Origin of the sequence: Oryzomonas sagensis, from assembly GCF_008802355.1 — a bacterium.
Taxonomy (GTDB): Bacteria; Desulfobacterota; Desulfuromonadia; order Geobacterales; family Pseudopelobacteraceae; genus Oryzomonas; species Oryzomonas sagensis.
In genome coordinates this window covers 450,647-462,870 of sequence record NZ_VZRA01000002.1, presented here as the reverse complement: position 1 = coordinate 462,870, position 12,224 = coordinate 450,647, and the positions used below count along the sequence as shown (strand labels likewise).

Below are 12,224 nucleotides of genomic sequence, written 5' to 3'. Positions count from 1 at the left end.
ACGCCACCCATAGTCCTACTAAGGCGGCGTTTTTACGCGGATAGCCCTATTTTCGATTTTATTTATGTTGTATGCAACTCCAAATTAAGTTTTTACGCCGTAAAAAACGACCTGTTTAAAGTCAACGCCACCTTATTGCGCATTTATTCGCTCAATATCAGCAATCAGCCCCGGCCCAGTCGGAATCCATCCCAGTTTTTCCCTTGTAATGGCGCTCGAAGCCGGTAGATCTCGCTCTACGAACATACCCAGCCATCCAAAATGCTCCCTGACTTCTTCCGGAGAGATGGATACCGCCGACATTCCCAAGCTTCGCCCAATGGCTTCGGCAATATCACGCATTCGTATACCTTCTTCGGCTACTGCATGATAAATGGCACCTGATTTATGTTTTTCTATTGCAAGCCTGTAAAGACGCGCGACATCAGTAACATGTGCCGCCGCCCACCGGGATTGTCCGTCACCCACGTATGCAGATATTCTTTTCTCTCGCGCTATCTCTATGGCATAGGTGACCAAACCTTGTTTGATGGTATTGTGGACCTGGGGCAATCGTACAACCGCTGAGCTAACCTTTTTAGCCTGAAGCGCAAGAGCAGTCTGTTCCGAAACCCGGGGGGTAGGAAAGTCCGGCGGTACAATGTTGGCTTCGGTAGAAAGTTGCCCGGGTGCTTCCGCTGGCACCAACCCAGAGGTAATGATCAGTGGGCGGCCGGTTCCAGCTAACACAGATCCAAGAGCCTCAATGGCTTGTCTGTCGATTTCACAGTTCTCTTGAAACTTTGAGAAGTCATGAACAAAGCCCAAGTGAATGACTGCGTCCGCATCGGCTGCTCCGCTTCGCAGACAATCAAGATCTTCAAGAGAGCCACGATGGACATTTACGCCGATATCAGTCAGTCGCCGAGCCCCCGCATCTGAACGAGCAAGACCGATAACTTTATGTCCGGCATTAAACATTTCTTTGGCAACGTGAGTTCCGATAAATCCAGTTGCACCTGTTACGAAAATATTCACTCAGATTGTCCTCCCTAGAAATGATTTGAAACAATCGTAGCTTCGTGCAATATAATGGTAAAGTAGTGACCTTATACTAGTATAATTAGTAACAGGATGGCTTATGGACGGAAGAGAAAATCCTCTAGGCGAATATTTAAAGGATCGTCGTACAAAACTTGACCCTGTAGCTCTGGGCTTTTCCATGGTACGCCGTCGCACTCCTGGTCTGCGGCGTGAGGAGGTCGCTCAACGTGCAAATGTCAGTGCAACATGGTACACGTGGCTGGAACAAGGCCGAGGTGGTGCGCCTTCTGCCGATGTGCTGGACCGGCTAGCTCGTGCGTTGCTGCTAACCGATGCTGAGCGTGAACATATGTTTCTTCTAGCTTTGGGAAGACTTCCTGAGGTCAGTTATAAGCCTGTCGATGGCATCACACCACGCTTGCAGCGCATACTTGATTCACTCTGTTACAGTCCGGCATTCGTTAGAACGTCAACATGGGACATAGTTGGTTGGAACAAAGCCGCATCTGTCGTTTTTGGCGACTTTGGTGAGTTAGATAGTTCTCAACGCAATATTTTGAGAAGGTTCTTTATGAACCCTCAAATCCAGTCTATCCAAGCCGATTGGGAGCACGTTGCACATTCAATAGTCGCAGCGTTCCGAGCCGACATTGCTCGAACTGGAGCAACGAATGAGGTTAAACAACTGATCAACGAGCTATGTCGCTCTAGCTCAGAATTCAACTCTCTGTGGCAGAAACATGACATTTTGGCAAATGGCGACTGTATTAAACGACTACACCATCCGGTTGTTGGATCGTTAACTCTTGATTATTCATCCTTTTCAGTGGATGGCCGCCCCGACCTTGCTCTCGTCATTTACAATCCGGCAACTCGGGAAGATGAGGGACTTATTCACTCACTCTTTGAGAAAAAATCAAAGGGTCGCGGCTCCAAATCCAAAATTTGAAGAGTGGAGACCTACCCCTCATTTTTTTCCCAAACGAGCCCCACAAAAAAGGGCTCCCATGTGGAAGCCCTTTTGAGTTGCATCGGTGTCGGCCAATCTAAACTCCCCTGCCCGCTCGGCGCCGAGCCAGGGCGGCCACACCGAAACCGCCGCCCAGGAGAAGAAGGGTGCACGGTTCCGGCACCGGATTCGCGGGATACCCCCCCAGACTCGTACCATACTGGAATTCGACATTTGAGATGTCCGCCAGGGTGAAATCGTTGCCGGTTGTGAAGGTGAACTGCACCGCATTCCGAATCAACTGGGCATTGCCCAGGTCGCCGTTGTTGAAGTTGATGGCGCCGGTTCCGACGATGCCGTAGGGAAGGCCGGCCGGCGGCTTGCCGGGAGCGGAGATCAGACCAGGACCGCCAATTATGTCGTGTGGGCCGAAGATACCGAGGCCGGCGCTTGAAACGCCGTTGGCGTTATAAGCCCATTGGCTGCCCACGTTCGTGCCGGCAGGGTACAAGGTCCCGTTTTTAGTAATGACGGTGCTGCCGCTCGGCACTATCGCGGACAGCGCCGTCAAGGGACTGCTGGTGCCGAACAGCAGCGCGGTCAGGATAGAGGTCGGATCGGGAACGGCCGAGGTCGAAGCGTTGGTGAGCAGCAATGTGAGGCTTGTCCCGTCCAGGGTAAAGTCTGCGGTTGCCGCACGGCCGGACGCATCGGAATACGTATAATCGCTGTACGTCGTTGCCCACCCGCTTGTTGCCATGCCCAAGACGATCATCATGCCGATTAGCAATTTTCCCATTTGATATTCACCACCTTTTATATGAGTGTACAAATATGTCCTTAATGGCAATTTTTATTAGCACATATCGTACCAAAGCAAAAAAATCAGCAATAACAGTCACCTTACAAGAACGGTCCAGATATATGTAAAATATTCCGACAACCATGTTTTGCTAACGCTTGACCGGTTATTTCAACAATATCAATCGGTTAAATTATACCGATGCACGAACTGCACAACAGGTGTAAAGTCCTGAATATTTGTCGCGTATTCAGATGAGAGCATATCAGGCTCGGCTGCATTCGCGCGGAGCGGCGCGCCCGGGCGGTTGCGCAGCCCCGATTATCTGCTATCCTTTCATCATACGATGCCAGTCAGGCCGTAGGGCCACGAAGGCGCAGAGAACATCACCGTCGTTGGGGCGGGACACCCGCCCTCGACATGATGCGCCATGTGTCACCCCGGCGGCTCCGTGGCAAATATTCTTGATTTGAAAGGAGATTAAAGGGATGTGCAAGGTACTCATCGTCTATTACAGCATGTATGGGCATATCTACAAGATGGCCGAAGCGGTTGCCGAGGGGGTTCGCGAGGTGGCTGGCTGCGAGGCGATCATCAAGCGCGTGCCGGAGACCCTCTCCGATGAGGTGTTGGGGATGATGGGGGCGCTGGAGGCCCAGAAAGGCATGGCCCATATTCCGGTGGCTACGGTGGACGACCTGGCAGGTGCCGATGCCATCATCTTCGGCACCCCGACCCGTTTCGGCAACATGTGCGGCCAGATGCGCCAGTTTCTGGACGCCACGGGCCAGCTCTGGGTGAAGGGAACGCTGGTAGGCAAGCCGGGCAGCGTCTTCGCCAGCTCCGCCACCCAGCACGGCGGGCAGGAATCCACCATCTTGAGCTTCCACACGACCCTGCTCCATCAGGGGATGGTGGTGGTCGGCCTCCCCTACGCCTTTGCCGGGCAGATGGGCATCTCCGAGATCACCGGGGGGAGCCCCTACGGCGCGTCGACCATCGCCGGGGGCAAGGGCGAACGTCTGCCCAGCGCCAACGAACTGGCCGGCGCCCGCTACCAGGGCGCCCACGTGGCGCGCATCGCCCTCAAACTGAAGTAGGGCCGTCCCGCGCAAACAACAGCCGGAGACGTTCACCCCACGGTGCGCCTCCGGCGTCCGTTTCTCCCTGCTTCATCCCCGGGAAAAACTATCGCCAGTGACGCGGACCGTACCAGTAGGGGCCGCCCCACCCGTAGGGATAGGCGGGGCCGTAACCGTAATAAAAGTACGGGGAGTCGTAGTACCCCGGCGGGTACGGATACAGGTCGGAGCGGTTCCAGACATGAATCTCCACAATCGAGACGACCGGGTAGGTATAACTGATCTCGCCCAGGGGCAGGACCTTTTCGCCCTTCACCTCTCCGATGACCGCAACCGGCCGCCCCGCCTTGAAGACCAGGGCATCCAGATAGCCGGGGCTGGTGGCCAGGAAACGCCCGCCCGAGACATGCTCCTCATAGGGCATGTCGTCGCTTCCCAGGTTAAATTGCACCACCTCGATCCGGGCCCCTTCCTTGGTATTCTTGGTGGACGCTATGATTCCGCCGAACTTCACAAACTTGCCCACATAGGCCTTGGGATTCAACTTGAACTGTTCGTAGTCGATGGTGCGGTCCACCATCAGGTCGGCCCGTTCGCTGAAGACATGGGCGCATCCGGTCAGGAGCACCAGGGAACACACCGATACCAGTAATGCTTTCATGGGGTATTCGCCTCCTCTGTTTTAGTATACCCCCTTTTGCGCAGGCGGGACAAGGGGGGCGCCGCCCGCTCCGGGCGGCAAAAATAGTGCGCAACCAGGGATATGCCCTTGCAGACGGATAAAAAATAGTATATGTGGAAAAGGCGGGGGAGCACACCGAACTTCCCGCCGACGCCGACAGCCGCGTCCGCAGAGCACCCCAAACACAGCCAGGAGGAGATTCGCCCATGAAACAGACCGCTGCTGTCCTGCTTGCCCTGCTTGCCTTCTCGGGATCGGCCCTTGCCGCGCCCGAGGTGATCAATTTCAAGAACAAGGTGACCTTTCCCCACAAAGACCACATGGCCATCACCGGCACGTGCATCACATGCCACGCGGAGGGTGTCGGCAAGATCAAAGGGTTCGGCAAGGAATGGGCGCACAAGAACTGCAAGGGGTGCCACGCGGAGATGGCGAAAGGCCCCGTCAGATGCTCCGGATGCCATAAATGGAAGGATTAGCGCTCTATTTTTAAAATTATATTATTATAATTTCTAACCGCTTGACGCTGCGATTTAATTAATGGCAAAATTCAGTTCATGCCGACGATACGGACACATTGCAGCCATTGCGGAGCAGCCTTCGATGCCGGCAGCACCGCCGGTATTTATTCCGTCCGCGTGGACCGCAACGGTTATCTGCTGGAGGTCACGGACGGGGTGATCATCCCCGGCGCCCTTCACTACTGTTCGCCGAATTGCATGTTCAAGCGCGAGCAGGGCGTGGCCCCGGAAAACAATATCTTCGATTTCATGGGTCTCGCATGTGACATGCTGTAACCCACTCCCCCCTGTTTCGCTCCCCGGCAAGCCCCTGCTTTCCCCCATCGCCCCCCTCCTGCCGCAGTTTCGCAACACGCCGCAACCATTAAACAAAATCTTCGAACCGGGAGATTGACGACGCGGATTGTCTGTCAACCCATGACAATGCCGCGTATATGTAGTATAGTATCATCTACTGTTTTGGCCTTGCACCGCCACATCGGCCAGCCAGGCTGTCGAGATCGATGCCTGTCGAATCCAGAATGCACAAAGGAGAGACAAACCATGAAAAAAACATTGACCACCCTTGCACTCCTCATAGCCGTTGCCATCCCCGCCGCAAGCCAGGCGACCCCCATGCGGCCGGGTCCCTATGTCACCGGCTTCCTCGGCATAACTGTGCCCCGGAGTACGGACTCGTCAACGACTGACTTCGTCAGCAACACAACCTCCGACGAACGGATAGAATTCGACCCGGGCATCTATGTCGGCGGCGCGGGCGGATACGATTTCGGTTTCATGCGCCTGGAGGGCGAACTTTCGTACAAACAGTCCGACATCAAGTCGATTACCGACAATGCCGGCGGCGGTCAGTTCCGGAATATCGACGGCAGCCTGGGGGCGCTCGCCTTCATGGCCAACGCCTTTTTCGACATCCACAACGACACCCCCGTCACCCCGTACCTGGGTGGCGGCATCGGCTTTGCGTCGCTGTACATGACCGATACCTTTGCCACCAGCGGCACGACCCGGTTTCACATGTACCCCCAAGATAACGACACCGTCTTTGCCTATCAGGTGGGCGCCGGCCTCGGCATCGCCCTCAACCGCAGATACTCGCTGGATCTGGGCTACCGCTACTTCAACACCGACCGGGCCAGCTTCAACGGGGACCTGCTGACAACCAGCGGCATCCGCTTCGAAAGCCACAACGCCATGGTCGGCTTCAGGGCAAAGTTTTAACCCCGGCCTTTCCCCGGTAACGGCACCAGCCGAACGCACAAAGCCCCGGATCAGTGGTCCGGGGTTTTTTCGTCAGCGCAATTCAGCACCCACGTTCTACCGGCCGCAGTTCCGCAGCAGCGCCCGCCCTCCCCCCTTGGCCTTGAAAAGCCGCAGGCCGTGTGCTACAACCACCAACACCCATTCTACGAAACGGAAGGTTCACAACGCATGGCAGACCAGACCCCCATGATGCGGCAATATCTGGAGATCAAGTCGGGATACCCGGACGCGATCCTCTTCTTCCGCATGGGGGACTTTTACGAGATGTTCCTGGACGACGCCTTGACCGCCTCCCGCATCCTGGACATCGCGCTGACCTCCCGCAACAAGGGGAGCGGCGACGAGATCCCCTTCTGCGGCGTCCCCTTCCACTCCGCCTCCCCCTACATCGCCAAGCTGATCGAATCGGGCCGCAAGGTGGCCATCTGCGAGCAGGTGGAAGACCCCAAGCAGGCCAAGGGGATCGTGCGGCGCGAGGTGGTCAAGGTGGTCACGCCGGGGCTTCTCATCGAGACCGAGAGCCTGTCGCCGGACGAGAACAACTACCTGCTCGCCCTCTCCCAGGGCGCGGGCACCACCTGGGGGTGCGCCTGGCTGGACCTGTCCACGGGCGAATTCCGGGTGACCGAGTTGGCGGGCGCCGCGGCGGCGGCCGGCGAGGCGGCCTGCATCGCCCCCCGGGAGGTGCTTTTGGCCGACACCCTGGAACTGGACGACCTGCCCGCCGACCTGCGGGCCTTTCTGGGAGAGCGGATCGTCTCCCGCGCTCCGGGCTGGGTCTTTGAACGGGACTATGCCACGTCGCTTCTCTGCGGCCAGTTCGGCGCCGCATCGGCCGAGGCCCTGGGCCTTGGCGCCATGCCGGCGGGCCTCGTGGCTGCCGGGGCGGCCCTGTACTACCTGCGGGAGAACCGCAAGTCCGCCATCCCCCATATCCGGGATATCAAGGTCTACGAACGCACCGAGCACCTGGCCCTGGACCCGGCCACCCGCCGCAACCTGGAAATCACCGCCACCATGGCCGAAGGAAAGAAGGCCGGATCGCTCCTGGGCTGCCTGGACCGGACCGCCACCGCCATGGGCGCCCGGCGGCTCAAGCAGTGGCTCAGCTACCCCCTGGTGGGGCTGGAGCCGATCCGCCGGCGCCTGGAGGCGGTGGAGGAGCTGCTGGAAGCCGCCGACCTGCGGGAGGAGTTGACGGCCCATCTGCGGGAGATCGCCGACCTGGAACGCCTCAACGGCCGCATCGGCATGGCCTCGGCATCGGGGCGCGACCTGCGGGCCCTGCACGATTCCCTGCGCCGCCTCCCGCAGCTCCTGGAGCGCCTCGCCCCGTTGCAGGCCGGGCTCCTCCACTCCCTGGCCGGCACCATCGACCCGCTGGACGACATCCGCGCCCTGGTGGAACGGGGCATCGTGGAGAGCCCCCCCTTCTCCCTGCGGGAGGGCGGCATCATCGCTACCGGCCACAACGCCGAACTGGACGAACTGCGGGCCATAAGCCACGAGGGCAAGGGGTTCATCGCCCGCCTGGAGGCCCAGGAGAAGGCGCGCACCGGCATCTCCACCCTCAAGATCCGCTACAACCGGGTCTTCGGCTATTCCATCGAGGTGACCAAAAGCAACCTGGGCTCCGTGCCGGCCGACTACATCCGCCGCCAGACCCTGGCCAACGCCGAGCGTTTCATCACCGAGGAGCTGAAAAACTACGAGGAAAAGGTGCTGGGGGCCGAGGAGCGCATCTGCGACCTGGAATACGCCCTGTTCCAGGAAATCCGCGAACAGGTGGCGGCCCAGGCCGAACGCATCTGCCGCACCGCCGACGGCCTGGCGGTGCTGGACGTGCTCATCTCCCTGGCCATCGTGGCGGGGGAACGGAACTACTGCAAGCCCCAGATGGACGATACGGACGTCATCGACATCAGGGACGGCCGCCATCCGGTCATCGAGGCCATGAAGCTGGGGGAGCGTTTCGTCCCCAACGACACCCGCCTGGACGCCGACGAGAACCAGATCCTCATGATCACCGGCCCCAACATGGCCGGCAAGTCCACCTACATGCGCCAGGTGGCCCTGATCTGCCTCATGGCCCAAGCCGGCAGCTTCGTCCCGGCCGCCGAGGCCCGCATCGGCATCGCCGACCGCATCTTCACCCGGGTCGGCGCCGGGGACAACTTGGCCCGCGGCCAGTCCACCTTCATGCTGGAGATGATGGAGGCGGCCACCATCCTGCGCAACGCCGGTCCCAGGAGCCTGATCGTCATGGACGAGATCGGCCGGGGCACCTCCACCTTCGACGGGGTCTCCATCGCTTGGGCCGTGGCCGAGTATATCCACGACACCCCCGGCTGCCGGGCCCGCACCCTCTTCGCCACCCATTACCACGAGCTGACCGAGCTGGCCGCCACCAGGGAGCGGATCAAGAATTTCACCGTGGCGGTGCGGGAGTGGAACGACCAGGTCATCTTCCTGCGCACCATCATCCCCGGCGGCGCCTCCCACTCCTACGGCATCCAGGTGGCCCGGCTGGCCGGCATGCCGGCGGACGTGATCGAGCGGGCCAAGGAGATCCTGCGCAACCTGGAGCACGGCGAGTTCGAGGAAGGCGCCCCGCGCCTGGCCAAGAGCAAGAAGAGCCAGCCCCAAGCGCCATCCCCCCAGTTTTCCCTGTTCGAGAGCACGGAGGACCAGTTGCGCCTGCGCCTGAAGAAGCTCAGCATCGCCACCCTCACCCCCCTGGAGGCGCTCAACCTGCTGGATGAGTTGAAGCGGATGGTGTAGCAAGGTCGAGGTTGGGGCTGAAATTAGTTTTGCAAGCAACATCAAAATCCCCCTCATCCGCCCCTTCGGGGCACCTTCTCCCCTAGGGAGAAGGGATGCTCATTATCCCCTCTCCCTAAGGGAGAGGGTGGCCGAAGGCCGGGTGAGGGGATAAAGCAGAGGCTTGTCACTAATTAATCAACCACCCCCTGCCCCCCTCCTTATCAAGGAGGGAGAAGAACGAGGCGTTTTCCTCCCCTCCTAGTTTAGGAGGGGCCGGGGGTGGTAGCCATCTTTACAGTTGGAGTTTCGTCATGAAAAGCATCTGCGTCTATTGCGGTTCCAATCCCGGCCGCCAGGAAGACTACGCCGGCGCCGCCCGTGACCTTGCAAAATCCCTGGTCGATCGTAACCTGCGGCTCGTCTACGGCGGCGCCAGTGTCGGCATCATGGGGATGGTGGCGGATACGGTGCTGGAACTGGGCGGGAAGGCGGTGGGGGTCATCCCCGATGCGCTCATGCGCAAGGAGATCGCCCACCCGAACCTGACCGAACTCCACGTCACCCGCTCCATGCACGAGCGCAAAACCATGATGGCCGAGCTTTCCGACGGGTTCATCGCCCTGCCGGGAGGGATCGGCACCCTGGAGGAGATCTTCGAGATCTGGACCTGGGCCCAACTGGGCTTTCACAGCAAACCGTGCGGTCTGCTCAACATCGCGGGGTACTACGACGCGCTGATTGCGTTCCTGGATCACACCGTGGCGGAACAGTTCGTGAGAGCACCGCACCGCTCCATGCTGCTCGTGGAGCAAAGCCCCAATGCGCTGCTGGACCGGTTCGCCGGTTACGCACCGCCGACCGTGCAAAAGTGGGTGGAGAAAGCCGATACCTGAGGGGGGCGGCTCTCACCAATTCATCCCATCGGAACAGATCTGCCCCAATAAGTTGAAACATTCAATTATTTCTGTTAAAAGAATACGTTACTTTTTCAATCCGATTCCGTTGCGGCACAAAGCGACCCAATGACCCGACTTCTTCACATAGTTGCAAACCTTCTCATCCTCGCGTTACTCCTCCCCTACCCCGCCCTGGCGGCCAAGAAAAAGACCAACAGCGACCAGACCGCCGGCAGCCGCCCCCTGGCCGTACTGAGCGAGATGAAGCACTGGTCGAACCCTGACTACACCCGCATCTCCCTGGAGTTCGACCGGGACGTCACCTGGGAGGCCCATGAACTGGGCAAGGGGAGCCGCGGCAAGCCGGGCCGGGTCTACATCGACATCAACCGGGCCAAGCTGGGGCCGGGGGCGAAGGACATCACCATCGGCGACGGCCTCCTGAAGGGGGTCCGGTTGGGCCAGCACAAGCCGGACGTGGTGCGGGTGGTGTTGGATACGGAGAATATCAAGGACTACAAGATCTTCCCGCTCTCCGAGCCTGCCCGGCTGGTCATCGACGTACGCGGGGAGCGGCGCGCCGAGATCTCCCGCCTGGAGAACACCATCGCCGCCAAACCGGCTCCGGCTCAATCTCCGGTTGCGCTGCCGGCCCCGGAGCCGAAGCCCGCAACCCCGCCGGTCGTGGAAAAGAAGGTCAAGCCCCATAAAAAACCGCTCATCGCCAAGATCCGCCGGATCGTCGTCGATCCGGGGCACGGCGGGCATGATTCCGGGGCCCTCGGCCCCAACGGGGTGAAGGAAAAGGACGTGGTCCTGGCCATCGGCCTGAAGCTGCGCGACCTGTTGCGGGATGAGCTGGGGCTGGACGTGGTCATGACCCGCGCCACCGACGTCTTCATTCCCTTGGAGGAGCGCACTGCCATCGCCAACAAGGTGAACGCCGACCTGTTCGTGTCGGTGCACGCCAATGCCGCCTTGAACCGCGGGGCCTCGGGCATCGAGACCTACTACCTCAACCTGGCCAAGACCGAAAAGGCCGCCCAACTGGCCGCCAAGGAGAACGGCACCACCCTGGAGAAGGTCAGCGTCCTGCAGGCGATCCTCTTCGACCTCATGGCCAATTACAAACTCAACGACTCGGCCCATCTGGCGGACGAAGTGCAGCGCTCCCTGCACGGCAAGATCAAAAGCCGCCACCCCGACGTGAGGAACCTGGGGGTCAAGCAGGGCCCCTTCTACGTCCTGGTGGGCGCCACCATGCCGAGCATCCTGGTGGAGACCGCCTTTGTCAGCAACGCGCAGGAAGAGTCCCGCCTCACGGACCCCGCCTACCAGGAACAGACCGCGGAAGGCATCATGGAAGGCATCCGCGGTTATATCACCAGCCTCAAATAGATGGCGGGCACCCTCTACATCATGGCCACGCCCATCGGCAACCTGGAGGACATGACCTACCGGGCGGTCCGCATCCTGGGCGAGGTGGACCTGATCGCCGCCGAGGACACCCGCCACTCCCTCAAGCTGCTCAACCACTTCGGCATCTCCAAGCCGCTCACCTCCTATTTCGACCACAACCAGCAGTTCAAGGGGGAACGGATCCTCCAGGCCCTGCGCCAGGAAAAGTCGGTGGCCCTGATCTCCGACGCCGGCACCCCCTGCATCTCCGACCCCGGCTTCAACCTGGTGCGCGCCGCCGTGGCCGAGGGCATCCGGGTCATCCCCGTCCCCGGCTCCTGCGCCGCCATCACCGCCCTCTCCGCCTCCGGGCTCCCCAGCGACACCTTCACCTTCGCCGGTTTCCCGCCGAACCGCCAGGGCAAGCGCCGGGCGTTCCTGAGCGCCCTGGCCTCCCAGCCGGGGACCCTGATCTTCTACGAGGCGCCCCACCGGCTGGAGGAAACCCTGCGGGATATGGGGGAGATGCTGGGCGAGCGCCAGATCGTGGTGGCCCGGGAACTGACCAAGATCTACGAGGAGTTCATCCGGGGCACGGTGGGCGAGGTGCTGGCAACGGTCGGCCAGGCCAAGGTGCGGGGCGAGGTGGTCATACTGGTGGCGCCGGGCGAAGCGGTGGAGCGGGAGGCCGAACCGTTGCCCGAACTGCTGCGCCGCCTGCTGCACGACGAGGGGCTGACGGTCAAGGACGCCGCCCGGAAAGCCGCTGAAATGACCGGCGTTTCCAAAAACACGGCCTATTCCGAGGCCCTGCGGGTGCAAAATGGCATGAATGAGCATTAGTT

Annotated in this window: 12 protein-coding genes; 9 read left to right on the top strand and 3 right to left on the bottom strand. The window is 60.1% G+C overall.

Features of this window, described 5'->3' with window-relative positions:
- Window positions 1-132: 132 nt before the first annotated feature.
- The gene (locus F6V30_RS09990; RefSeq protein ID WP_151156826.1) at window positions 133-1,017 is read right to left on the bottom strand and encodes an SDR family oxidoreductase; all 885 of its coding nucleotides are present in this window, start codon (window positions 1,015-1,017) and stop codon (window positions 133-135) included.
- A gap of 103 nt (window positions 1,018-1,120) precedes the next feature.
- Between F6V30_RS09990 and F6V30_RS09985 the strand changes: the two genes are divergently transcribed.
- Window positions 1,121-1,972 carry a helix-turn-helix transcriptional regulator gene (locus tag F6V30_RS09985; protein ID WP_151156825.1) on the top strand — a complete coding sequence of 284 codons (852 nt, stop codon included), beginning with the start codon at window positions 1,121-1,123 and terminating at the stop codon, window positions 1,970-1,972.
- 97 nt (window positions 1,973-2,069) lie between these two features.
- Here the strand turns inward: F6V30_RS09985 and F6V30_RS09980 are convergent, their stop codons facing one another.
- The gene (locus F6V30_RS09980; protein ID WP_151156824.1) at window positions 2,070-2,771 is read right to left on the bottom strand and encodes an XDD4 family exosortase-dependent surface protein; all 702 of its coding nucleotides are present in this window, start codon (window positions 2,769-2,771) and stop codon (window positions 2,070-2,072) included.
- Between the two features lie 491 nt (window positions 2,772-3,262).
- Here F6V30_RS09980 and wrbA point away from each other — a divergent pair, with 491 nt between their 5' ends.
- On the top strand, window positions 3,263-3,874 hold the full coding sequence (gene wrbA / locus F6V30_RS09975) for an NAD(P)H:quinone oxidoreductase (RefSeq protein ID WP_151156823.1): 612 nt from the start codon (window positions 3,263-3,265) through the stop codon (window positions 3,872-3,874).
- Between the two features lie 88 nt (window positions 3,875-3,962).
- Here wrbA and F6V30_RS09970 read toward each other — a convergent pair whose 3' ends face one another.
- Window positions 3,963-4,517, bottom strand: coding sequence for a Slp family lipoprotein (locus F6V30_RS09970; protein ID WP_151156822.1), 555 nt, complete (start codon window positions 4,515-4,517; stop codon window positions 3,963-3,965).
- Window positions 4,518-4,744: 227 nt separating this feature from the next.
- On the opposite strand from F6V30_RS09970, the gene F6V30_RS09965 reads away from it, so the two are divergent.
- From F6V30_RS09965 to rsmI, 7 genes are all read left to right on the top strand, one after another.
- Window positions 4,745-5,017: a cytochrome c3 family protein gene (locus F6V30_RS09965; protein WP_151156821.1), complete on the top strand. Its 273-nt coding sequence runs from the start codon at window positions 4,745-4,747 to the stop codon at window positions 5,015-5,017.
- A gap of 78 nt (window positions 5,018-5,095) precedes the next feature.
- Entirely contained in the window at window positions 5,096-5,335 is a 240-nt protein-coding gene (locus F6V30_RS09960) for a hypothetical protein (protein WP_151156820.1), read from the top strand.
- A gap of 267 nt (window positions 5,336-5,602) precedes the next feature.
- The gene (locus F6V30_RS09955; RefSeq protein ID WP_151156819.1) at window positions 5,603-6,280 is read left to right on the top strand and encodes an outer membrane protein; all 678 of its coding nucleotides are present in this window, start codon (window positions 5,603-5,605) and stop codon (window positions 6,278-6,280) included.
- Between the two features lie 210 nt (window positions 6,281-6,490).
- The gene (gene mutS / locus F6V30_RS09950) at window positions 6,491-9,103 is read left to right on the top strand and encodes a DNA mismatch repair protein MutS (RefSeq protein WP_151156818.1); all 2,613 of its coding nucleotides are present in this window, start codon (window positions 6,491-6,493) and stop codon (window positions 9,101-9,103) included.
- A gap of 293 nt (window positions 9,104-9,396) precedes the next feature.
- Complete coding sequence (locus F6V30_RS09945; RefSeq protein ID WP_151156817.1) at window positions 9,397-9,978, top strand: LOG family protein; 582 nt, start codon at window positions 9,397-9,399, stop codon at window positions 9,976-9,978.
- A gap of 129 nt (window positions 9,979-10,107) precedes the next feature.
- Window positions 10,108-11,379 carry an N-acetylmuramoyl-L-alanine amidase gene (locus tag F6V30_RS09940; RefSeq protein WP_151156816.1) on the top strand — a complete coding sequence of 424 codons (1,272 nt, stop codon included), beginning with the start codon at window positions 10,108-10,110 and terminating at the stop codon, window positions 11,377-11,379.
- Window positions 11,380-12,222 carry a 16S rRNA (cytidine(1402)-2'-O)-methyltransferase gene (gene rsmI / locus F6V30_RS09935; protein ID WP_151156815.1) on the top strand — a complete coding sequence of 281 codons (843 nt, stop codon included), beginning with the start codon at window positions 11,380-11,382 and terminating at the stop codon, window positions 12,220-12,222.
- The last annotated feature ends 2 nt before the right edge of the window (window positions 12,223-12,224 follow it).